The organism is Carnobacterium funditum DSM 5970, from assembly GCF_000744185.1.
In the GTDB taxonomy this organism is placed as follows: domain Bacteria; phylum Bacillota; class Bacilli; order Lactobacillales; family Carnobacteriaceae; genus Carnobacterium_A; species Carnobacterium_A funditum.
The window spans coordinates 128,607-154,129 of record NZ_JQLL01000001.1 but is presented as its reverse complement, the minus strand read 5'-3'; the positions used below and the strand labels follow the sequence as shown (position 1 = coordinate 154,129).

Here is a 25,523-nt window from a genome sequence, read left to right as displayed (position 1 = left end):
AACAGGCGAACAATCTATACTAACTTAACTAATTATGCCTTATTCCAATAAAAAGAACTGCTAGGTCTAGCAGTTCTTCCTTTTAACTTTTGAATTCATCGGGTTTTGTGTTAATTTGACCAAACTCATAAGCTAACCCATCTAAAATGCGCTTAGCAGCAGTACCATCTCCATAAGGATTCGTTGCTTCTGCCATTTTTTGATGCGCTTTTGGAACGTCTATTAACTCGGTCATTGCTTGTAATACATCCTTTGTTTTTGTGCCAATTAATCTTAAAGTCCCAGCGGCTACTCCTTCTGGACGTTCAGTTGTGTCTCTTAGCACCAAAACTGGTATACCTAATGAAGGTGCTTCTTCTTGCACGCCACCCGAATCACTCATAATAAAGTAGCTTTTAGCGGCTATATTATGGAAATCAATGACATCTAATGGCTGGATTAGATGAATCCGGTTGTGTCCGCCTAGTTCTTTATGGGCTATTTCTTGAACAACAGGATTTAAATGAACGGGGTAAACAACTTCGACATCCAGATGAGCATCCACAACTTTTCGAACGGCTCGAAAGACACGTTCCATTGGTTCTCCTTGATTCTCTCTTCGATGCATGGTCATTAAAATTAAGCGGTGCCCATCCTTTATGTTAGTTAATACATCATGGTGGTAATCCGTTTGAATCGTTTCTTTTAACGCATCGATCGCAGTGTTGCCAGTGATATAAATGTGTTCATTGGGGTGATTTTCTTTTAACAGGTTTGCTGCGCTTTCTTTGGTTGGAGCAAAATAAAGATCCGATAAGACGTCTGTCACTTGACGGTTCATTTCTTCTGGAAAAGGAGAATATTTATTCCAAGTCCTTAGCCCTGCTTCTACATGACCCACTTTCACTTGGTTATAAAAAGCTGAAAGTCCGGCTGCAAATGTTGTTGTGGTATCGCCGTGTACTAGCACGATATCTGGCTTTTCTTTTTTCATGACTTCTTCCATTCCCGTCAAGACACTAGCGGTAATTTGCGCCAACGTCTGACGGTCTTTCATAACGTCTAAGTCATAATCCGGTTGAATCGTAAAAATCTCCAGTACTTGATCCAACATTTGACGGTGTTGAGCCGTCACAACGACTATTGATTCAAATTGTTCTGAACGACGGTTTAGTTCTAAAACTAATGGCGCCATCTTAATCGCTTCGGGTCTTGTACCAAAAACCGTCATTACTTTTATTTTTTTCATCAGGATTACTTCCTTTCTTTGGTTATTTCTCTTGCCGGATTACCAACCATTACACAATTGGCTTCAACATTTTTTGTGACGACTGACCCTGCACCAATTGTTACATTGTCTTTAATTAGGATACCTGGCAAAATGGTGGCATTAGCCCCAATATGAACCATTTTTCCTATTTGTACAGCTCCTGTCAAGACGGCGCCCGGAGAGATATGAGAATAATCTCCTATCAGGCAATCGTGTTCAACAATTGCACCTGTATTAATAATACAGTGTTTCCCTATTCTAGTAGCAGGATGGACTACACTCATCGGCATCACGACCGTGCCTGCTCCAATAGTCGTATCGCTAGCTACTACTGCTGTCGGATCAATAACCGTTGCAAAATTATCTTGCTGACAACTTTCAACAACTTTTTTTCTTACCCTATTCGTTCCAATAGCAATAACCACACTATCAAATTCTGAGCGGTACTCTTCTATTTGTTGGGCTTGAATCATTTTGATAGCGGCTGATGGATTAACTTTTTTATTATCATCGTCTGCTATCAAACTAACTTCTTGGCCGACACTAGTAGCAATCATCATCTGAATCACTTTACTGTGTCCACCTTGACCATATACTAAAATCTGTTCCATTCATTTCACTCCTTGTTGGAGATTATGTACTCAAACATAAAGAAAGCATAGTCGATTTTCCTTTGACCACACTTTCTTTTGCATTCTTACTCCGTTTCGCGTAATTCTTTGCTTAATTGAATCAAATACTTTTTTAAATTTTCTTTTACTTCAGGGTGTTCTAGTCCATATTCAATACTGGTTGTCATGTAGCCAAATTTATCCCCTACATCATAGCGGATGCCTTTGTATTCATGGGCTAACACTTTTTGTGTCTTGTTAAGAGCTTCAATGGCGTCGGTCAATTGAACTTCGTTGCCAGCTCCTGGTTCTTGTTTTTCTAACAGCTCAAAAATTTCAGGAGTTAAGAGATAACGTCCAATAATAGCCAAATCACTTGGCGCATCTTCCACGTTCGGCTTTTCAACAAACTGCTTAACCTCATACAATCCTTCTGCTAGTTTTTTAGCTGGATCAACAATCCCATATTTTGACGTATCTTCATACGGTACTCTCATCGTAGCTAAGACAGACGAGCCCGTCTCTTCATAGCGGTTCATCAGTTGTTTCGTTAAGGGCACTTCATCTTTCATTATATCATCACCTAATAAAACAATAAACGGTTCGTTTCCGACAAAACTTTTCGCGTGAAGAACGGCATCTCCTAAGCCTTTAGGATGCGATTGACGAATAAAATGCAATTTAATTTTAGTGGTGCTTTCAATTAACTTCAACAAATCCCATTTTTCTTTACTGACTAAATTTTGTTCTAATTCGAAATTTGAATCAAAATGGTCTTCAATCGAACGCTTGCTTCTGCCAGTCACAACTAATATCTCTTCAATCCCTGACTCGATCGCTTCTTCTACAATGAATTGGATGGTTGGTTTATCAACGATTGGCAACATTTCTTTGGCCATCGCTTTTGTTGCTGGTAAAAAACGCGTACCTAATCCTGCAGCAGGAATAACAGCTTTTCTAACTTTTTGCATGTGAGCTCCTCCAGTAATTATTTATGTAAAAAAGAAGGTCAACAAAAAGCCAACGTTCTTTTTTCATTTTATTCGTTTTTTATTTACTCATAACCGTTAGGATTTTCTGATTGCCACTTCCATGAATCACGACACATTTCTTCTAGGTTCAAGGTCGCTTTCCAATTTAACTCTTCGGCAGCTTTTGTTGCATCTGCATAACACGTTCCAATATCACCAGGCCGCCTTTCCATCATCGCGTAAGGGACTTTTTGATTGGTCGCTTTTTCAAAGTTATTGACGACATCTAAAACACTATAACCTGTACCCGTTCCTAGATTATATGCTTGGATTTGTTCCGTTTCTAATACCTTCTCAACAGCTTTTAAGTGGCCTTTAGCTAAATCAACGACATGAATGTAGTCACGTACCCCAGTTCCATCTGGTGTATCATAGTCATCGCCAAAGACGCTTAATTTTTCACGCTTACCGACAGCTACTTGCGTAATGAATGGCATCAAATTATTGGGAATGCCATTAGGATCTTCTCCGATCCGGCCACTCTCGTGTGCACCAATGGGGTTGAAGTAACGCAATAGAGCCATACTCCACGTATTATCGGCTTTATACACATCCTGCAAGATTTGTTCAATCATCATTTTCGTCGTCCCATAAGGGTTCGTTGTGCTCAGTGGGAGGTCTTCTGTTAACGGCGACGTGTTATTCATGCCATAAACCGTTGCTGAAGAGCTAAAGACCATCTTCTTCACATTGTACTGCTCCATCAACTCAGCTAAGACAAACGTACCGGTTAAGTTATTGTGGTAATATTTTAATGGTTTAGCGACTGACTCGCCAACGGCTTTATAACCTGCAAAGTGAATCACTGCTTCTAAATCGTGTGTTTGGAACACTTTTTCAAGAGCAGGTTTATCTAAAATATTTACTTCATGAAAACTGAACTCTTTTCCAGTAATTTCTTTGATGCGATTTAACACTTCTGGTTTACTATTTGAATAGTCATCTACAATGACAACTTCATAGCCTGCATTTAATAATTCTACGGTTGTGTGACTTCCGATATATCCGGCACCACCTGTAACGAGTATAGCCATTTAAACGCTCCTTTGATTTGTATTTACTGTTTTATTGCTTACTTGCCAATCATAATATACAACTAGCTAAATAACAATCTTAATCATTTCAAATTAGTTACCTATCCTGACCCAACTTTAGTTCTAGCAAAAAAAATGACAATTCTTACATTGTCATTTTTTCAAATCTTAGTCTATTTCAAGGTGTTCTTTTAACAATGTAGAAACGCGATTTAATTCTTGATCAGAAATTTGTTGATAAGATATATTATTCAACATAACACCTGAACCTGCTAGCTGAATTTGTTCAATATTGCTAGCAGCGGAACGGTATTTGCTAAAAATGTCTACCATGTCCTCAAACGCTAAGTTCGTTTGCATATTATTTTCCATTGTACCTAATACATCCTTATAGTTTGTGATCGTTGAGAATGTAGCGGCTTTTTTTACGATTGCTTCAAGAACTTGACGCTGTCTTTTTTGGCGACCATAATCTCCTTCAGGATCATCATATCGCATTCTAGAAAACGCTAAAGCTTTGGATCCATCAAAAATTTTAGTCTCTCCTTTAGTAAATGAGTACTCCTCATAATCAAAAGTTAACGGACTAGTGATTTCAACACCACCTACTGCATCCACGATATCTTGAATCCCTTGCATATTGACTTCCACATAATAATCAATTGGGATGTCTAATAATTTTTGGACGGTATTCATCGACATAGCTGTCCCACCAAATGCATAGGCATGGTTGATTTTATCCATCGTTCCTTTGCCAACAATTTCAGTGTATGTGTCACGAGGAATACTAACAATCTTAGACGTATTTGTTTTAGGATTGATTGTCATGACCATGATTGTATCCGAACGCCCTTGTTCGGTCCGACCTAAGTCTCCTGTATCAACACCTAACATTAAAACTGAGAATGATTCACTTTTATCGATGCTAACTGGTTTATTTCTGACCTCTTCTTTATCATCAACATTTTTATAGATTTTTTCAGTTGTCCCAGTAACATCACTGTACACTTTCCAGATGAACAATCCGAAAATAGCTAATAAAACAACTAGTATTAATAACCCAATTTTTAGTCCTTTTTTCTTTTTTTGGGGACTTTTATTTGAATTCTTTCTCGCTCTTGAGCGTGACTCAGCCATGAATCTTTCCTCCTAGTTTTTCCTTCTTTATTTCTTGCGAATCGTTATCACTTTATTGTACCAGTAGTTTTTCTAATTGCAATTTATTTCTTTAGTGTACTTTGCAATTGTATAAAATTTTTTTACGCACAAAGTAGTTCAAGTCTATTAAGTATTGTGAAGAATAATACCCTCAAAAAAATAATTAATTTTCTTTGAGGGAAATCTTATTTACTTAGTTTTAACTCTTTTATTATTTTAAGAGTATTAGACCTGCTTTGTCTATCCAACCTAGCTCTTTACCGTCTATTGAAATCAATAACCACGTTGCACGACTGGTAATAGCTTCTTTTTTAACAATTACTTGTTTACCGTAATATTTTTTAGAATTTAAAATATACTGATAGCCTTCTGTTCCATAAGGTTTAGTGTTAATCGTATCTGTTTTTCTGTTGATTATTGCACTATAAGAAACCGTTTTTTTTGATTTTATTTGTTCAATTAGTAATCCCTTTTTATCTACCCATCCTAGCTCTTTGCCGTTTACAGAGATCAAAGACCAAGTAGCGCGATTTGTCACTCGTTCTTTTATTACTTTTACAGTTTTATTCATGTAGCTCGATGTTTTTCCCAGAATTTTATTATTTATTGCTCCCCATGCTATTGAGTTAATCGTATCTGTTGACCGATTGATTTCAGCTGAGTAAGAAATGTTTTTTGTATTCTTGATTTGGTCATACGTATCCAGCCCAGCTTTATCTATCCAGCCTAACTCTTTGCCATCGATTGAAATTAATGACCAAGTTGCACGATTTGTTTTGGCTTCTTTAGTCACCATAACTTGTTTACCATAATACGTGTCAGATTTTGAAATATATTGATAGCCTTCCGTCCCGTAAGGTTTGTTGTTAATTGTGTCTGTTTTTCGTTTAATTATTGCATCATAAGAAACTGATTTTTGTGAAATAATCGTTTCAATTAGTAAGGATTTCTTATCTACCCATCCTAATTCTTTTCCACCGATTGAAATCATTGACCAAGTAGCGCGATCTGTAACTCTTTCTTTTGTCACTTTTATAGTTTGATTCATATAAGGCAATGTTTTGCCTAATATTTTATTATCAATTATTCCCCAAGCTATCGAGTTAATCGTATCTGTTGAACGATTAATTTTAGCTGAGTAAGAAATATTTTTTGTATCCTTGATTTGGTCATAGGTATTTAATCCGGCTTTATCTATCCAACCTAACTCTTTGCCATCGATTGAAATTAATGACCAAATTGCACGATCAGTATCTCTTTCTTTTGTCACTTTTATGGTTTGATTCATATAAGGCAATGTTTTGCCTAATATTTTGTTATTAATCGCTCCCCAGGCTATTGAGTTAATTGTATCTGTTGAACGATTGATTTTAGCTGAGTAAGAAATGTTTTTTGTATTCTTGATTTGGTCATACGTATCCAGCCCAGCTTTATCTATCCAACCTAACTCTTTGCCGTCAATTGAAATTAATGACCAAGTTGCACGATTTGTTTTGGCTTCTTTAGTTACCATAACTTGTTTACTATAATACGTGTCAGATTTTGAAATGTACTGATAGCCTTCAGTCCCGTATGGTTTGGTGTTAATTGTGTCTGTTTCCCGGTTAATAATCGCGTCATAAGAAATATTCATAGTAGACTGTATGTTTTCATAGTAATTAGAATCAAGTTTATACAATTCATTCATCTTAATAACATCTAATACTTTAGAAAAGTATTCTGAATCAGTTGCATAACTAGAAGTTCCGCTACTCAATCCTTTTATAGATTCTTCATAAGTCTTCGCATTTCTCATCCAGGTTCCTGAATAGTTTAAAGTATCATAAGATAACCCATTCCTCATCTTAGCTGCATAATCTTGCAATGACTGTTCGTAAGAGGGATATTTTCTAAAGTTAGCTAGAATATAGACTTTTTCATCTTCTATTTCTTCCCAAGTCCACATCTTAACATATTCTCCATTATAACTACCTTTCACTCCAGATAAATTGTAATAAGGTGGAGAAGCTAATCCACTTTTTCCATAATTACTCTCATGAGCTGCTTGCCCCATCATAAGTGAAACATATAATTTTTCTTGTCCTTTTGCAACTGAAATTTTGTCAGCATAAGGTTTTATGTAATCCAAAAATTGCTGATTAGTTGAAAATAAACTCGTAGTGGCAACAGATAGTTTTAACTTTTCAGCATTACTTAGCGTACTTTCATATCCTTTTCTTGATACTACTATATTTTGATTTATTTCGATTTTACTAGTATCTTTTATTTTCTCATTCCATATTTTTAATTGAACATTGGATAAATTAAAATCTTTGGCGATGGCATTAAAATTATCGCCTTTCATTACAGTATAAATACCATTTTCAGAGACTCTTTTAATCTCTTCTTTCATTAATAAAGCTGAAGAAAATGTGCTTTTTTCTTTAATTCCGAGTAGTTTTTTTTTATTTATGCTTATTTCTTTTTGTTTTGGCTCTTCTTGTTTTGGCTCTTCTTGTTTTGACTCTTCTTGTTTTGGTTCTTCTTGTTTTGGCTCTTCTTGTTTTGGTTCTATTTCTGCTTCTTTAGATTCTTTTTGTTGTTCTTTCAATTTTATTAATAGTGGTTTAAATTGACTAACCTCTATACTAAATTGTTCTAGATCATTTTCACTATCAGAATTTATTTTTACCAATTTAATTTTTTCATATTTTATTAACTCGCTGTATTCTATTTCAAAATGACCTTCATCATTGATATCGATACTCCTGGTTTCATTATTATTCTCATTAATGAGTGAAATGTTTTCTCCTACTGGTAACGTTCCAGATAAAAAAACTTTTCCATCAGTCCTTTGCTCTAAATTTGTCTGATAAAAAAACGCTTCTGTTAATTTTGAATATTCACTATTAGCTATATTGTTATCTATGTATAGTTTATCTATAGGTATAGTACTTCCAATATCTCCAGCCTCATTATGTGTTATATCAGTTTTTATTCCTTCTACAGCCATTACAACATCAGTTGATACTAATGTTGATAATAACAATACACTAGATAACGTAAATAAAATATTCTTTAGTTTCAAAAATGTAACCTCCTTATTATTTTAGTATAAACTTTTTAATATATTTCTATAAAAAATATCAATCATAATCTTATAATAGATATTTATCAAAAAGACAGTGACAAAGGGAAACTATCACTGTCTTTTCAACATCTCTTATTTAACTGAGCTAAAATATGTTTGTATACCTTGAATAATTCCTGTAGCAAGTTTTTCTTGATAGAAATTTGATACTAACTTCCTTCGTTCGGTAGCATTATCTACAAACCCAATTTCAACTAAAACTGCTGGCATTCCAGTTTCTCTGACAACATGGAAATTTGCCTTTTTAGCTTTTCGATCAAATGCTTTAGTCTCTTTTATTAGGGCATTTTGAATACTTTGAGATAATATTGAACTATTTAATAATCGCTTAGGATTGTTAGCCATTAAAATATTATTTGGTTTACCAGCTTTATTGTATGAAAAAGTTTCAATTCCATTGGCTGATCTATTAAAGGAGTTTGTATGAACACTAACAAAAATATCCGGATTTACTTTATTTGCAATTTTGGCTATTTCTGATAGTTCTAAAAACTTATCAGTTGTTCTTGTCATAATTACTTCATAACCAGAATTCACAAGTTTTAATTGTATTTTTTTGGCTACTTTTAAATTTAAATCTGACTCTTTAACACCTCCAGCTTGTGCTCCTGGATCTTTACCTCCATGCCCTGGATCGATGACAACAACTTTTTTAGATGGATATATTTTCTTTATTGCATTGATATCAATCCATCCTAGTTCTTTGCCTTTGAAAGAAATTAATACCCATGCAGCTCGTCTAGTCTTAGCTTCTTTGATGACCGTTATTTCACTATTAAAATAACTTTTTGAATAGGCTATAGTTTTATACCCTTCGATTCCCCAAGGAGTTGTATTAAGGGTATCCGTTGAACGTATAATCCGTGCTTTATAATTTATATTTTTCTGAGAAATGATCGTTTCAACATCTAAACCAGCTTTATCAATCCAACCTAAACCTGATATATAAGACCAAGTTGCTCGATCGGTTACTGCTTCTTTAGTGATATTAACTTCTTTAGCGTAATAGTTTGCTGAAGTAGAAATCATTGAATAGCCACTTGTTCCATATGGTTTAGTATTAATGGTATCTGTTTTTCGATTAATTTTTGCTTTATAATTTATTATTTTTTCAGATAATATTATGTCTTGATTTAATAAACCCTTTTTGTCAATCCATCCTAGTTCTTTGCCATTTAAAGTTATCAATGACCATGTTGCGCGACGAGTTTTGGCTTCTTTAACCACTTTGACTTGCTTATTTAAATAGTCTGAAGATATTGCTGAAACCTTGTAACCTTCTGTACCCCAAGGCACAGTTGATATACTATCTGTTTTGCGAATTATTTTTCTATAATAATTCGTGTTTGTTGTTGTTGTAACCTTTTCTATATCTAGACCTGCTTTATCTATCCAACCTAAGCCTGATATATAAGACCAGGTTGCACGATCAGTTACTGCTTCTTTAGAAATACTTACTTTTTTACCATAGTATTTTCCTGATTTAGAAAGAGTTTTGTAATCACTTGTTCCATATGGCTTAGTATTAATGGTATCTGTCTTACGATTAATTTTTGCTTTATAACTTATTGTTTTTTCAGATAATATCACATCTTGATTAGTTAATCCGCTTTTGTCAATCCATCCTAGTTCTTTGCCATTTAAAGTTATCAACGACCATGTAGCACGACGAGTTTTGGCTTCTTTAACCACTTTGACCTGCTTATTTAAATAGTTTGAAGATATTGTTAAAACCTTGTAACCTTCTGTACCCCAAGGTACGGTTGATATACTATCTGTTTTACGGCTTATTTTTTTATAATGACTGGTGTCTGTTATAGACGTAATTTTTTCTACATCTAGACCTGCTTTATCTATCCAACCTAAACCTGATATATAAGACCAAGTTGCTCGATTGGTTACTGCTTCTTTAGTGATATTAACTTCTTTACCGTAATAGTTTGCTGAAGTGGATATCATCGTATAACCACTTGTTCCATATGGTTTAGTATTAATGGTATCTGTTTTTCGATTAATTTTTGCTTTATAACTCATTATTTTTTCAGATAATATCATATCTTGATCAGTCAATCCACTCTTATCAATCCATCCTAGTTCTTTGCCATTTAAAGTTATCAACGACCATGTAGCACGACGAGTTTTGGCTTCTTTAACCACTTTGACCTGCTTATTTAAATAGTTTGAAGATATTGCTAAAACCTTGTAACCTTCTGTACCCCAAGGTACGGTTGATATACTATCTGTTTTGCGAATTATTTTTCTATAATGACTGGTATCTGTTATAGACGTAATTTTTTCTACATCTAGACCTGCTTTATCTATCCAACCTAAACCTGATATATAAGACCAAGTTGCTCGATGAGTTACTGCTTCTTTAGTAATATTAACTTCTTTACCATAATAGTTTGCTGAAGTGGATATCATCGTATAGCCACTTGTTCCATATGGTTTAGTATTAATGGTATCTGTTTTTCGATTGATTTTTGCTTTATAACTTATTATTTTTTCGGAATTAATACTTTCTATATTTTTCATATTCATTAAAAAAACAGATTTTTCTTGCATATCACCTATTCTTTTTGTTTCTAAAGTTGCTTTAACATTGTTATCTAAGTATTGTTCATCAAAAATTGTCAAATTATATGTATCTATAATATTATTTAGCATAATTTTGTATTCTGCATTATCAGTATATTGATTTGAAATTAGATTCGTGGTATTTTCAAAAATATTTTTATTTTCCCTGTTAGAATTAACTTGTACTTCCTTTACATAATCTAGAAATGATTCTTCAAACGATATATATTTTTTGAAATTAACATTTTCAAAAAATATATCATTTTCTTTATTTTCTTTTTTCACATATTGTTGTACAAATTCATCTGTTTCATTTGCTTTTATGCCAAATAAATTAAAGCTTTTTGAGTCTTCTATTAGGCTACTTGTACCCCATATACTTTCCAATGCTGCATTAGCAATAATTACTGATGCTGACAAGTTATATTCAATAGCAGCATTTGAAGCTTCTGGTGAAACTCTAGCAATAAATTTATTCATTATAGAATCTTTAGAAGATACGGTCTCATTCTCCATCATAACAATAGCCAAATTTCTATTCTCTTTTAATGAAAAAAATTTTTTTGGGTTATTGTTACTACTTTCTTCCTGAGCATCTAGTACAGAACTAGGCTCATTTGATGTCTCTACCTCTATTGTTTTATCATTTGAATCCTTATTATGTAAATCTTTTTCATTAATACCGTTATTACTTTCTTCTATATTTAAATCTAATTCTCTTTTAGTACTTGCCTCCAATTTTAAATCTTGGTTTACTTTATCTTTCTCAATATTTTCACCAATTATTGCTTGACTTGTTGCAGCTGAAACACCTGTTGCTAAAAAAATTGGGCTTATCATACTTAAAATAAGTATTGCCTGAATGACCTTTTGTATCTTTTTCTTCCAGTTTTCCAAAAAAATCCTCCTTGTATTTATTAATTTTCACATAACTTTATTATATCTTTGTTTAATAAAAATTACCATCGTTTTCCATCACACAATTTTAATTTATTTAAACGATTCAAACATTTGTCACATATTTAAATATTATATATTTCCTTGGATAATTCACAGATTTTCTTGAAACTTGTTTGCTTTCTATTATGATTCTATATCTTATTCGTTATTTTGAACTCCTTAGTTTTTTCTCAAATGAGAGCCTTGAAACCGAATGAAAAGTGATAAGCTAACCGATACTATCACATCAGTATTATAGCAAAGATGAAAAGAAACACTAAACATACATTAAAGGAGTTTACAGTCTAAAACAAAATCTCTTCACTAGTTATAAGTATCGCTCTTTATAAAGCGCTGTGATTGATCCAGAATTATTCATTCATGTTACGTATTCTAATAAGTTATCTAGCTTCATAAACTCTAATAGTTTCTAAATAAGCAGACTTTAATGAAAATTTCTTTGAAGCTAATTCAAATAATTTCTCCCCTTTTGCTGATAATGTGCCTGTTTGCCAAAACACATATGCTTCTTTTAATGCAGCAGAAAGTGCATTAGGGTTTAGAGAAGGGATTAGCCAACCGTATGATGAATCTGGTACTAATTTTGCGATGTCTCCAACATTTGTACTAATAAAAGGTATCTTTTGTTCTGCAGATTCTAATAATACCAAAGGAAATCCTTCACTTAATGAAGTTAGAACAGTTACATCCGTTTGTTGTAAGATTTTTTCTATTTCTAATTTATCTAAAGAGCCGTGAAATTGTATTTGCTTTTCTAGTTTCAATTCTGAGACTTTTAGTTCTAATTTATGGCGCAATTCACCATCTCCAACAACATTTAAATGAAAGTTCGTTAACCCACTAGACTTTAAGACTTCAAATAGAAAATCATGTGCTTTAACTGGATGTAGTCTGGCAACACACGTTAATGTGAATATTGTATGAGTTTTCTTCACAACTGGATTTTCACCAAAAATGATTCCATTATATACCACAAAAATTTTTTCTTTTGAAACATCTTTTTTAATTAAATCAGATTTTAGTCTTTCCGTAACTGCAATCAATTTATCAACCTTCTTCAAACTTTTCAAATTTAAATAAGAGAATATCTTTCCTTTTAATCCATTACCCATAAAGTCTAAGACCGGATCGCTATGTACCGTCGCTACCCAAGTCAAATTTAATCGCTTTCTGATTAATGCTAGCAAAAGATTAGATCTAGCACCGTGTGTATGGACTACATCATAATGATTCACTTTAATAAAATCTATTAATCTCTTTAGTATAGTCAAATCATAACGAGAGCGTTGTTTTATAACATGAACTTTAATCCCTAATAAACGAGCTTCTTGAGAAATAGAACCTTCTTCTAATAATAGTAATTCAGCCATTCCAGAAGGAAATTGACTCAATAAGGATAAAATGTGAGTCTTTGCCCCACCTTCTTCTAGTCCGGCATTAATATGTAATATTTTCACTGTTGTTTCCCTCTTTTTTATTGTTATTTTTTTTAGTTTCAATAGCTATTAAAAAAATATAAATAAACTACTATCTAAAATATTAGCCTCAAATCTAACATTTAGAAAGCAGTTTACATTATGAAACGAACTCATTTTAATTGAGTCTAGTAGATTCCTTTAAAGGACGCCACCAATCTTCATTTTGTTGATACCATTCAATTGTTTCTCGGATGCCACTATCAAAAGTATATTTTGGTTTCCATCCTAATTCCTTTTCCAGCTTAGTTGGATCAATAGCATACCTTTTATCATGACCCAAGCGGTCCGCAACATATACAATCAACTCACGAGACAACCCTAGTTTGTCAACAATCAAGTCAACAATTTCATTATTGGTATGTTCGTTATGACCACCAATATTGTACACCTCTCCTTTAAGTCCCTTATGTAATACTAAGTCGATTGCTTGACAATGGTCTTGTACATGTAACCAGTCACGCACATTAAAACCATCACCGTAAATTGGTAAGGGTTTACCATCTATCCCATTTGTAATCATTAAAGGAATTAATTTTTCTGGAAAATGATTTGGACCATAATTATTCGAACACCGAGTAATATTAACATTCATACCATATGTTTTATAATACGAGCGCACTAATAAATCTGCCCCTGTTTTACTGGCAGAATAAGGATTATTTGGAGCTAAAGGAGTTTTTTCAGTAAAGCAACCTTTTGATCCTAGTTCTCCGTATACTTCATCAGTTGAAACTTGCACGTATTTTTTAATTCCCATTTCTTTGGCCACTGTTAACAAGACTAAAGTTTTTTGAATATTCGTTCCCACAAATATTTCAGGATTTATAATACTACGATCAACATTCGATTCAGCTGCAAAATTCACAAAATGTGTAATATTATGTGAATTTACTAAATGACGCACTAATTCTTTATTTATAATATTTCCTTGTACAAAAAAATGTTTTGGATTATCCTTTATATCATCTAAATTGTGGATATTTCCAGCATAGGTTAATAGATCTAAATTAATAATTTTATATTTAGGATAGTTTTCTAACATGTAATGAACAAAATTACTGCCAATAAAACCTGCTCCACCAGTTACTAAAATATTCATTATTTTTCCCACCTAAAATAGAAATATAACTATCAGTTAAACTTTTTTATAAATAATGTACTGCTATTTATTTAGTCTTTATTAAACAAGTCTCTAGTATAAACTTTCTTTTTCACATCATATAATTCTTCTTCTAAACGATTGGATACAATAACATCTGATAGTTGTTTAAACTCTTCTAAGTCTTGAATAACTTTTGAATTATAAAAAGTTTTTTCTTTTAAGACAGGTTCATAAACGACAACTTCAATTCCTTTTGACTTAATCCGTTTCATGATTCCCTGAATAGAGGAAGCTCTAAAGTTGTCTGAATCTTTTTTCATTGTTAAACGATATATTCCTACAATATTAGGATTCATTTCAACTATTTGTTTCGCAACAAAATCCTTGCGCGTGCTATTAGCATCTACAATAGCCCCAATAATATTGTTAGGTACATCTTCATAATTTGCCAATAGCTGTTTTGTATCTTTTGGTAAACAGTACCCCCCATAACCAAACGAAGGATTATTGTAGTGAGAGCCTATTCTGGGATCTAAGCTAACACCTTCAATAATTGATTTAGTATTTAAACCTCTTACTTCTGCATAAGTATCGAGTTCATTAAAATAAGCTACTCGCAATGCTAAATAAGTATTTGAAAACAATTTTACTGCTTCAGCTTCAGTTGAGGCCATAAAGAGAACAGAGATATCTTTTTTGATAGCTCCTTCAACCAGTAATTCAGCAAAAACTCTTGCTTTTGCTGATTCTGAACCTACAATAATTCTTGAAGGATACAGATTATCGTACAATGCTTTACCTTCTCTTAAGAATTCTGGAGCAAATATAATGTTTTCTGTTCCATACTTTTCTTTTGTTTCTTCTGTATATCCTACAGGTACAGTAGACTTTATAATCATCATTGCAGAGGGATTATATATTAAAACATCTTCAATAACACTTTCTACTGTAGAAGTATCAAAGTAATTTTTTTTATCATCATAATTCGTTGGAGTGGATATAATGACAAAGTCAGCTTGTTTATAGGCGGTTACTTTATCTGTTGTTGCAATTAAATTTAATTCTTTTGTTTTTAGATATTCTTCAATTTCTTTATCAGCAATTGGAGATCTTTTTTGATTAATTAATTCTACTTTCTCTTCAATAATCTCTAGTGCAGTCACATCATTGTGTTGAGCCAATAATACTGCATTAGATAAACCTACATAACCCGTACCTACTACTGTTATTTTCATACATATGCTCCTTTATAACTGTTAAATTTTTCAAAAATAAGTTTATTTATCAGAACATTATTTCTAAAAACTTTAAAGTCCATTGTTAAAAAAAGTACATTTACTTATTTTCCGCCATTTTTATCTTGTATATTATTTTAACATACATAATTCCACTACTAAAAGTACTATTAAAAAATATTATCGACTTTTCTTTTAATAATTATTTATTAAGCACTCTTTAATATTTCATAGAAGTCTGCGTAAAGTAACTCTTACTAATACATATTACATGGATTCATTAAATAGATATAATTTCTAAGTCTAGTTAAAAGAATAACCCTCACAAAAAATCATAAGGAAATCCACACACATCAATTTTAAAATTCTATACATTTAACTTCATTTTTTTGCTAGTTTTTTTTCTTTCCTGACCGCTATTAAAAATTTTGGTAAAACTAGCATACGTTTAAATCTAAAAGGTTGTCTTATTAAGCGATAAAACCATTCTAAATTTAATTCAATAAAAACAGCTGGTGCTCTTTTTACTTTGCCGGTAAAGGCATCAAATGATCCCCCTACACCCATAACCAAACCTTTATCAGCTTTTTCAAGGTACTGTTCAATCCATTTTTCTTGTCTTGGAAAACCTATACCGACAAAAACCATATCTGCATTTGAATCTAAAACATTTTTTATAATCTGGTCGTCTGATAAATTAAAGTAACCATTATGATAACCTACTACAGTAATATCAGGAAATTCTTTTTCTATTTTTTTTACAGCTAGTTCAATCACTTCTTGCCTAGATCCCAATAAGTAAACTTTCTTTTTAAGTGTGTGTGCTTCGTGGAACAAACCAAGCATTAAGTCGTATCCAGTTACTCTCTCAGTAATAGGGTTACCTAATATTTTTGAACCTTTTATTATACCGATTCCATCAGCTGTAATAAAATTAGCACGTTTTAACAATTTCATATAATCATCGTTACAATTTGCATACATAACTATTTCTGGGTTAGCTGTAATTACAAATGTTTTTTCTCCATTCTCAACTTTTTTTATTAACTGAGACACAAAATTTTTATGTGTTAAATTATCGAATGGTACGTTTAAAATTTCTATTTTTTTTGTTTTCATTCAACCACCTATTTTTTAATTTATATTAATCCTCTAAATTTATTGTAATAGAGAATTTTTTTACATTAATTTTTTTCCGTCTCTAATAACTTTAAAGACACCGATATTAAAATGATAATTTAGTAGTCTGTTTTTCGTAATAAACTAATCAGTTTCTCGTTTAGAGCCATCAAGAGCTGTTTCTTCTTAATGAAGGAAAGAAATAATTTTGTAAATAGTTTCATCAAAACTTATCTTATTAAATTTTTTTCAAAGTGAGATAGACAAAACTTACTTGTAATTACTCCTATTTTCACTTCAGTTCTAAATAGGCATAAAGTTTATTACGAAAGGTTTCGTGTCTGTCTTAATCAATTTTAAAACACATGCTTTATTTGTTAATACTTTTATTTAAGTAAATAGAATATCCATTATCATCATATATTAAATCATAACTTTTTAAAATAAAGTTATAAAATTCCAGTTCTATTCCTACCTTTCTTTTGCTATTAAAACTAGAATCTATTGCTATAAGAGCTGTATTCGAATGAGTGATGTCATATATAAAATCATCTCCAATAAGAGGATCCTGATTTAAATCTATAGCCGGTAAGTTAAAGTATTTAATAGATGATAATCTATCACTTAATAGATATAAATAACCAGATTTTCTATGAACATATATTTCATCTGTTATTTCCGTATTATTCTTAATAACGTCTGCGACCTCTAAAAGATTGGCTTTTTTATTTTTGTTATTTAATATTATTTGTTCTTTTACATCTATACCATCTGATTCGTTGACTTCTACTATATTAGTAACATATATTTTTTCATAAATATCAATTAACTGAATATTATAAGTTAGTCCGATAACTAGACTAACTACGCAAATAAGTTTAATCTGTGATATTTTTTTTGGAATTTCATTTAATAATATCGCTAAAGGCAATGTAACTGTTGGAATCATTGGCATCAAGTAGTGTTTGTAGGTTCTTCCCGACATTACACTTGTATAATATGATAATATTGCAAATAAAATGCTAGCAACAATGATTTTTTTTTCACTACTATCAAATTTTTCCCATTTAAAAGCTATTTGTGCTAGAAAAGCCGAAAAAATCATGACTAAATAATAGTTAGATAACATAGAGTAAAGTACTCTGACTGCATCATTTCTCTCACCAGAAGTATCTAAATAAATAAAATTAAAAATAAGTGATTGAAAAATACCGTCTTTCAGTGCATTGTTCATATACAAATATGAACAGATTGGTATAAGGATGATGCTTACACCAAATAAAAATAAGCCAAGAACTTTTAGTAATTTAACGTACTCTTTGTTTCGTATAAAATCAATTAATATGACTAAACAAAATATTAGCCATAAAGATACCATATTTGCTCTTAATAAAAAAACAATTGAAAAAGAAATTCCTATCAATATAATTTCATATGAAATTATTTTTTTATTATTCTTAAAAAACTTCACAAAACTATATAGACTATAAGCAATGAATGGCAGAGCGTACTCTTCTGTTAAATTTCCACCTTCTAAAAAAAAGGTTAATGTAATAGCTTCAATTATTAAAGGTATAAAAGAAACTAAATTAGTATTCCATAACTTCCCAGTTTTAAAGGTGAAAACAAAGAAAGTGAAAAGACTAATAAATTCAATTATATAGATTCCATCAAAATTTGCTGTTGACATTAATATGCCTAAATAATTAAATATAAATATAATTGGACCTTTGTGATCAAATATATCTGTATACATTATTTTCCCATTTTCCATAGCATATCCAAAATATGTAAACATACTTGAATCGTGTTTCGCTAAAGCTTCTGAAAATGGATTGGAATGTAGAACTAACGAAGTGATAAATGTTAATAGCACTATTGCGATAAAAGGTAACATAGTATTTAGTTCAAAATTCTTTAGTTTTTTCAAAAGCTCATATTCCCCTCTACAAATTTAAAAACCTTGATAATCGATTTTAAAGGAATTTGTCATTTATTATCTTTTCTAAATATCAGTAAGCTTAACCCGTATTTTTAATTTAATTCTTCATATAATGAAACCAATCGATTTTTCATTTCTTCCCATGAATATTTTTTGTATGCACGTGCTGCATTTAAACTTTTTTCATAAAGTTCTTCGCGATTTTTTGAAATATGTGTCAATAATTCAGAGAAATTCTGTTGATTGAAGTCTATAATGTATCCCATGTTTTCTTCTTTAACAATTTTATCCATTCCAGTATTCGCAGCTACAATAATTGCTTTTCCCATAAGCATAGCTTCATACACCTTATTTGCAGCTGAATATTGATGATTCGGATGATTCGGATCATATATGGCGAACATAATATCTGTATTTTCATATAATTCTAAGGCTTTTTCATAGGGCAACTTCCCTAAATAAGTGACATTTTCTATCTCATCAATATCGTTGAAAGATTCTCGAGCATCTCCTAGTGATCCAGCTAAAAACAACTTATAATTTGTATCTTCTTTGACAGCTGGTATCACTTTATCAATAAATCTTTTTTTCTCTAACCCTCCAACATAGGTCAACAATAGATTGTCTTTTTCATTTAATTTAATATCTTTTTTTGTAACTGTTTGTTTTCTTGCCGGCGTATTATGAACAACTATAATTTTTTTAGGTTGGCTTCCTTCTATTTGTTTTAATCTATCCTCAGAACAAATAATAGTAACACTAGCACGGTTAATAATGTTATATTCTTTTTTCCGAAGAATTTTTTTAGCTAATATAGGAATACTCAAACGACTATCCGCATAGAAATCTGCAATATGATAAACTAGCTTTTTATTATATTTTTCACATATGTTGATAGCCACCGAACCAACATCATAATCTATGGCATGAATGACATCATATTTATTCACATTTTCTTTAAGCCACTTTGAAAGAATTCGTTTGTATTCTAACATTGGTACAATATTTTTAAATCCACCACCAATTATTGCAGGAAGCTGGATCTCATAATTTTTAATGTTCTTACCATTTATAGTTAGTTCTTTTTCAATAATATTGCCTTTTTTTACTGCATCACGATTTCGTGTAACGAAGAAATATTCATTTTTTGTTTCAGATAAAGAATTCCCTACACGTTCTAATTGAGCATTCATTTTACCTTCTGCGTTCCTTATGATGCATATACGCATACTTTTCAACAACCTTTCATTAAATTAGCGATTAATTAAAAGAAGTACAAAAGTTTTAACACTCTTGTACCTCAATAATTATAAGAAGTAACGATTGTCTATAGTCAATATGTTTTGGGTATCTAGTACAATTTTCCCTGTTAAAGCCGCTTCATTTTCTATGATATGATTATGTCCGACCATAACAATAATAAAGTCTACATCATTAAGAAATGTATTAAAATTATCATATTGATTTTCAACTATATTTTTTTTTACTAATGGATCATAGACCTTTAAGCCAGCTGATAAATGTTCTTCCATTTTTTCAAGTAATTGAAAAGTTGGACTTTCGCGAACATCGTCTACATTTGCCTTATATGTTAAGCCATACAATCCTATCCTAGAAAAATCTGTTAATCCATTCTCTTTCATAATTGTATACGCACGATTTAATACAAATTCTGGCATCGAATCATTTGTATGACGTGCTGTCAAAATTAAGTTAGTTAACCCTGGATAATCTCCCACTAAAAACCAAGGGTCTACAGAAATACAATGTCCCCCAACCCCTGGGCCTGGATTAAGAATATCAACACGAGGGTGTTTATTTGCAATTCTAATAATTTCATAAACATCTAAGTCATCGGAACGGCAAATTTTAGCTAATTCATTCGCAAATGCGATATTAATATCTCGAAATGTATTCTCGACAACTTTTGTCATTTCTGCAGTACGAATATCTGTAATAGCTATCTCTGATTCGCAAAAAGTTTGATACACTTTTTTAATTCGTTCGCCAACTTCAACATTATCTGTTCCTATAGTTCTCGAATTGTGTTTTAATTCATGAATCATATTACCAGGTAATATGCGCTCAGGAGTGTGTACTAAGTGAATATCCTCGCCTAATTTAAAGCCTTTCTCTTCAATTAAAGGTTTTACAAATTTATCCATCGTTCCTGGAGAAACCGTTGATTCAATAGCAATAACTGCTCCCTTTTCAGCAACATTTAATACTGAGGTAACTGCTGAAATAATATATTTGGGATCAATTTTTTTACTTGATTTAATGTATGGGGTAGGAACAGTAATTATATACATATCCGTTTTTTGATATTCAGTTGTAAATTTTATTCCTTTATCTACTGCATCAGCGTATAGTTCTACTATTCCGTTTTCTTCAAAAGGAACGCTACCCATGTTTAACTGGTTAACAATTTCTTCACTATAATCCGTTCCTATTACTTCATTTCCAACAGAAGCCATCATTAGCGCAGTAGGAAGTCCTATATATCCTAAACCTATTACATTAATCATTTTTACATCTCCACATCTATTAAGATTCTTTTATTAGTATAGCACAATTTAACACTATTTTTTATAATTTTCAATTAAAGCATCCGCGATTCTCTTACTAGCAAAACCATCACCATATGGATTAGATGCATGACTCATTTCTTTGTAAAGCTCTTTATCTTCTAAAAGGTTTTTGAAATTAGTATATATAGATTCTTGATTCGTACCAACTAACTTCAATGTTTTAGCGGCTATTCCTTCAGGTCTTTCTGTAGTATTCCTCATAACCAGCACCGGAATTCCAAGACTCGGAGCTTCCTCTTGTATGCCTCCACTATCTGTTAAGATTAAATATGAGTTGGCCAAAAAGTTATGGAAATCTAATACATCTAACGGATCTATAATTCTGACTCTATCAGAATCACCTAATTCTTGTGCAGCAGCTTTTCGTACTATTGGATTCATATGAATCGGATAAATCACTTTAATATCGGTTTCTTCCTCAACGATTCTTCGGATAGCTCGAAACATATTATGCATAGGTTCCCCTTGATTTTCTCTTCTATGTGCTGTTAAAAGAATTAGCCTACTATCTGAAGCCCAATCTAAATCCGGATGAGTGTAGTTTTCTGAAATAGTTGTATTTAATGCATCAATGGCTGTATTTCCTGTTACAAATATATCTGTTTCTGCCTTACCTTCTCTTAGTAATGCTTTTTTTGCATTTTCTGTTGGAGCAAAATGGTATTTTGCTACCAAACCAACAGCTTGTCGATTAAATTCTTCAGGATACGGTGAATTTATATCATAGGTTCTAAGCCCAGCTTCGACATGTCCAATCGGAATTTGAAGATAGAAACAAGCTAATGAAGTAACGAATGTTGTCGATGTATCTCCATGTACTAGGACGATATCGGGTTTCACTTCATCTAATATTTGTTTTATACCATTTAATATATTAGTAGTTACATCAAATAAAGTTTGATTATCTTTCATTATCTCTAAATCAAAATCTGGTTTTACATCGAATGCTTTCAATACTTGATTTAACATTTCTTTATGTTGACCTGTCACACAGACTGTCACATCTAATTCTTTTCTACTTTTTAATTCTTTTACTAGCGGGCACATTTTTATAGCTTCAGGTCTAGTACCAAATACAACCATAACTTTTCTTTTCATAACATCCCTTACTTTCTTTTATATTTTCATATTTTTTATAAGTTACTATATTCTTTTATTATTTTGCATAGTTACTTTTATATCTTTTTCTGTTTCTTTTAAAATATATATTGGTCTATTTTTTGATTCTAAAAATGTTTTCCCTAAATACTTTCCTACTATACCTAAACAAAATAATTGTAATCCACCTATCCCCATAACAATGACTACTAATGAAGTCCACCCAGACGTAGGATTATCAAATATTAACGTTCTTACAGAAATAGCTAGTGCTGTCATAATCGCTACTATAAAAGAAAGTAATCCTACTAAAGAAGCAAATGATAATGGAGCATCAGAAAAGGATACGATACCATCTAAAGAATATTTCAATAAATCCCAAAATGACCATGATGTTTCTCCTGCAGCTCTATTCTTATTTTCATATTCAATATATTTAGTTTTGAAACCTACCCAACTAAAAATCCCTTTTGAAAAACGATTATATTCTCTTACCTCCAAAACCGCATCGACCATTTGTTTTGTCATAAAGCGATAGTCTCTAGCGCCATCTACAATTTCAGTATCAGAAATTTTATTGATAATACGATAAAATTGCTTGGCAAAGAAAGAACGTATGGGTGGTTCTCCTACTCTATCAGTTCTTCTTGTTCCAATGCAATCATAATCATCTTTTTTGATTGCTTGATACATAACAGGTAAAAGATCAGGAGGATCTTGTAAATCAGCATCCATTATGACAATGTAATCTCCACTTGCATGCTCTAATCCAGCAAATATAGCGGCTTCTTTCCCAAAGTTTCTAGAAAACGAAAGGTACCTCACATTGTTATTTTTTAAAGATAGATTACGAAGAATTTCTAACGTCCCATCTTTTGAACCATCATTTATAAAAACGTATTCAATTTCTGCATCTTTTATCTTCTTTATCACACTTTCTACTTCATTGAAAAATAACATTAAAACATCTTTTTCGTTATAGCAAGGAACAACGATTGATATTAAATCTCTTGTCAATTGAATCATTTCCATTCTATTTATTATTTTCTAGCGTATAGTATAATTTTTTTAAAATCATTTCTAAACATAATTGAAACAATTATTATATATATTAAATAAAGAAATGCTCCCCATATGTTACTAACATAATTTGCTGTTAAATAAAAAACAATAAAGTGGCTGATTAGTAGAAGATACTCTCTTTTTGTGCTTTTCAAATATTTATATTCTTTATTTGTTGAATACAGATACCAAAAAATATAAGCGAATGTTGTTGCTAAAGCTATACTTGTCATATTGTCTGTTATTAAATAAACAGATCCAACGAGTATTAAGGAACTTGTAGCAAATGCTATGACATCTCTAAAATATTTTTTTTCATTTTTTCTTGATTTATATAAATTTGTAATGATTACATTAGCTACCATGATATATGGTATAGAAATAAATGTTATCGATAACAAAGAAAGTGCTGGAGTATATTTGCTTAAGAACACTTCAATGATTACTTTAAAAACGAAAAATAATAAGCCGCCAATTATGCCAAGTAGTAATAAAATTCTTTTAGTGAATTTAAGCATTTCTTCATTTTCATTTTTTGAAATAATATTATAAAAAATCAAACCAACAGCATTAACAATTAACAAAATTAAATTTAGCATAGACGTTGAAAATGAATATTGCGAGAAGTCTTCTATAGGAAATCCGAAGTTAACAACCCAAGAACCAATATTGCCAACAAAAGTCATTGACATATTGGCTATCAATACAAATATACCTATCTTAAATATACTAACTTTATTTTTAAAGCTAATTCTAAAATTCAACCCATATTCTTTCAAAAAAACGACTTCATATAATAAGAAGATGAATATGTTTGTTACAATATTCATTATTATATATATTACATAATCGCTACTATTCAAAATAAATATTGCAAATAAAATAGTAGAAATATTAATAATTGTCTTAAAAATATTTGCATTTGAATATACTTTAAAATTCCCAGTAGCTTGAGCGAAATTCTGATGATAAGTTATTATTGACATGAACAGAGTGACTATTGAAAATAAAATTAATATTAAATCCTTTATTATAAAAGAAAAAGCCAACATACATAAAAATACAATAAACTGAAATAAAGTTATAAATGTATGTTCTTCATGAAGTTCTTTTTTGTTTATTTCCCCATAATCTTTTCCGCCATATTTAATATAAATACCATCATTAAATCCAAAATTAAAGATATATACAAAACTCAAATATAACGTATATTCTTTGTACATTCCGTATTCTGCTACACTTAAATACGCTGGCAATATAAAACCAACTATAAAACTACTTCCAAAATTCATAACATTAGCGATAGAAACCCTTATAATATTCTTAATCAATTGCATTCTTAACGCTCCTAATTTCTAATCAACATTTTTAAAATTACTCATAATCTTTTTTTGATTGCATTAAATATATACCAAGAAAAGTAATATAAAGCTTTAAGAAATGATAGCTTTTCTATATGGTAGTAAGTATTCCAAGTACGTTTCAATGCGCTAAATTTATCATCTGAAATTGACCCTTTCACATTTCTATAGGAAGACAAAACTTCATTTAAGCCATAAGCGTAAGTGGTATTATTTTTTAATAACATAAGCCAAGTGGCCGTATCTTGCCCTTTTCTTACCAGTGGCATACTAAAATTTCCAACCGCTGTCCTATTGATAATTACCGTAGAACAAGCTATTGCGGTATTTTTTAACAAATCTGAATAATTTAGTTTTGTTGGTACATTAACTTTGTTTTTTAACACTTTGCCTTCTTCTGAGATTGTTTCAAATGCTGTATATGTAAATACAGCATTATTTTTTTTCATAAATAGAATTTGTTTTTCTAGCTTTTCTTTTTTCCAACTATCATCACTATCTATAAAAGCTACATATTCACCCCTAGCTGCTTGTAAACCAGTATTCCTTGCAACAGCAGCTCCTGAATTTTTTTTTAATCGTATATAACGAATCCGCTGATCAATGTTTGAAATTTTCTGTATAATTTCTTCACTATTGTCTTGGGAACAATCATCTATTAAAATCATTTCAAAGTCTTCAAAAGTTTGATTTCTGACAGATTTAATAGTATTTGCAATGAATTTTTCAGCATTGTAAACAGGCGTTATGATAGATACTTTAGGATTTCCCAATATATTCACCCT

18 protein-coding genes are annotated in these 25,523 nt (G+C 31.2%); all 18 read right to left on the bottom strand.

Annotated elements, in window-relative coordinates; genetic code table 11:
* Positions 1-82: 82 nt before the first annotated feature.
* The 18 genes from wecB (BR44_RS00645) to BR44_RS00560 all read right to left on the bottom strand — a co-directional run bounded on the left by wecB (BR44_RS00645) (position 83) and on the right by BR44_RS00560 (position 25,520).
* Positions 83-1,228, bottom strand: coding sequence for a non-hydrolyzing UDP-N-acetylglucosamine 2-epimerase (gene wecB / locus BR44_RS00645; RefSeq protein ID WP_034549697.1), 1,146 nt, complete (start codon positions 1,226-1,228; stop codon positions 83-85).
* 5 nt (positions 1,229-1,233) lie between these two features.
* Entirely contained in the window at positions 1,234-1,860 is a 627-nt protein-coding gene (locus BR44_RS00640; protein ID WP_034549695.1) for an acetyltransferase, read from the bottom strand.
* An 86-nt stretch (positions 1,861-1,946) separates the two neighbouring features.
* Positions 1,947-2,831, bottom strand: coding sequence for a UTP--glucose-1-phosphate uridylyltransferase GalU (gene galU / locus BR44_RS00635; protein WP_034549694.1), 885 nt, complete (start codon positions 2,829-2,831; stop codon positions 1,947-1,949).
* Positions 2,832-2,914: 83 nt separating this feature from the next.
* Positions 2,915-3,925 carry a UDP-glucose 4-epimerase GalE gene (gene galE / locus BR44_RS00630; RefSeq protein WP_034549693.1) on the bottom strand — a complete coding sequence of 337 codons (1,011 nt, stop codon included), beginning with the start codon at positions 3,923-3,925 and terminating at the stop codon, positions 2,915-2,917.
* 168 nt (positions 3,926-4,093) lie between these two features.
* The gene (locus BR44_RS00625; RefSeq protein WP_051912406.1) at positions 4,094-5,062 is read right to left on the bottom strand and encodes an LCP family glycopolymer transferase; all 969 of its coding nucleotides are present in this window, start codon (positions 5,060-5,062) and stop codon (positions 4,094-4,096) included.
* A gap of 232 nt (positions 5,063-5,294) precedes the next feature.
* On the bottom strand, positions 5,295-8,150 hold the full coding sequence (locus BR44_RS00620; protein WP_034549692.1) for a GW dipeptide domain-containing protein: 2,856 nt from the start codon (positions 8,148-8,150) through the stop codon (positions 5,295-5,297).
* 135 nt (positions 8,151-8,285) lie between these two features.
* Positions 8,286-11,687: a GW dipeptide domain-containing protein gene (locus tag BR44_RS00615; protein WP_034549690.1), complete on the bottom strand. Its 3,402-nt coding sequence runs from the start codon at positions 11,685-11,687 to the stop codon at positions 8,286-8,288.
* Between the two features lie 443 nt (positions 11,688-12,130).
* The gene (locus BR44_RS00610) at positions 12,131-13,207 is read right to left on the bottom strand and encodes a glycosyltransferase family 4 protein (RefSeq protein WP_034549688.1); all 1,077 of its coding nucleotides are present in this window, start codon (positions 13,205-13,207) and stop codon (positions 12,131-12,133) included.
* Between the two features lie 136 nt (positions 13,208-13,343).
* The gene (gene rfbB, locus BR44_RS00605; protein ID WP_034549686.1) at positions 13,344-14,327 is read right to left on the bottom strand and encodes a dTDP-glucose 4,6-dehydratase; all 984 of its coding nucleotides are present in this window, start codon (positions 14,325-14,327) and stop codon (positions 13,344-13,346) included.
* 71 nt (positions 14,328-14,398) lie between these two features.
* Positions 14,399-15,565 carry a nucleotide sugar dehydrogenase gene (locus BR44_RS00600; protein ID WP_034549684.1) on the bottom strand — a complete coding sequence of 389 codons (1,167 nt, stop codon included), beginning with the start codon at positions 15,563-15,565 and terminating at the stop codon, positions 14,399-14,401.
* A gap of 381 nt (positions 15,566-15,946) precedes the next feature.
* Entirely contained in the window at positions 15,947-16,684 is a 738-nt protein-coding gene (locus BR44_RS00595) for a WecB/TagA/CpsF family glycosyltransferase (protein ID WP_034549682.1), read from the bottom strand.
* A 370-nt stretch (positions 16,685-17,054) separates the two neighbouring features.
* On the bottom strand, positions 17,055-18,614 hold the full coding sequence (locus tag BR44_RS00590; protein WP_034549680.1) for a hypothetical protein: 1,560 nt from the start codon (positions 18,612-18,614) through the stop codon (positions 17,055-17,057).
* A gap of 104 nt (positions 18,615-18,718) precedes the next feature.
* Positions 18,719-19,819 carry a glycosyltransferase gene (locus BR44_RS00585; protein WP_051912405.1) on the bottom strand — a complete coding sequence of 367 codons (1,101 nt, stop codon included), beginning with the start codon at positions 19,817-19,819 and terminating at the stop codon, positions 18,719-18,721.
* Positions 19,820-19,933: 114 nt separating this feature from the next.
* On the bottom strand, positions 19,934-21,154 hold the full coding sequence (locus tag BR44_RS00580; protein WP_034549678.1) for a nucleotide sugar dehydrogenase: 1,221 nt from the start codon (positions 21,152-21,154) through the stop codon (positions 19,934-19,936).
* Between the two features lie 54 nt (positions 21,155-21,208).
* Entirely contained in the window at positions 21,209-22,315 is a 1,107-nt protein-coding gene (gene wecB / locus BR44_RS00575; RefSeq protein WP_034549676.1) for a non-hydrolyzing UDP-N-acetylglucosamine 2-epimerase, read from the bottom strand.
* A 45-nt stretch (positions 22,316-22,360) separates the two neighbouring features.
* Positions 22,361-23,347: a glycosyltransferase family 2 protein gene (locus BR44_RS00570; protein WP_245592901.1), complete on the bottom strand. Its 987-nt coding sequence runs from the start codon at positions 23,345-23,347 to the stop codon at positions 22,361-22,363.
* An 8-nt stretch (positions 23,348-23,355) separates the two neighbouring features.
* Positions 23,356-24,714 (bottom strand): lipopolysaccharide biosynthesis protein, encoded by a 1,359-nt coding sequence (locus tag BR44_RS00565; RefSeq protein ID WP_034549675.1) that lies wholly within the window; start codon positions 24,712-24,714, stop codon positions 23,356-23,358.
* Positions 24,715-24,755: 41 nt separating this feature from the next.
* Positions 24,756-25,520, bottom strand: a complete 765-nt coding sequence (locus BR44_RS00560; RefSeq protein WP_342668062.1) for a glycosyltransferase family 2 protein — start codon at positions 25,518-25,520, stop codon at positions 24,756-24,758.
* Between the last annotated feature and the right edge of the window lie 3 nt (positions 25,521-25,523).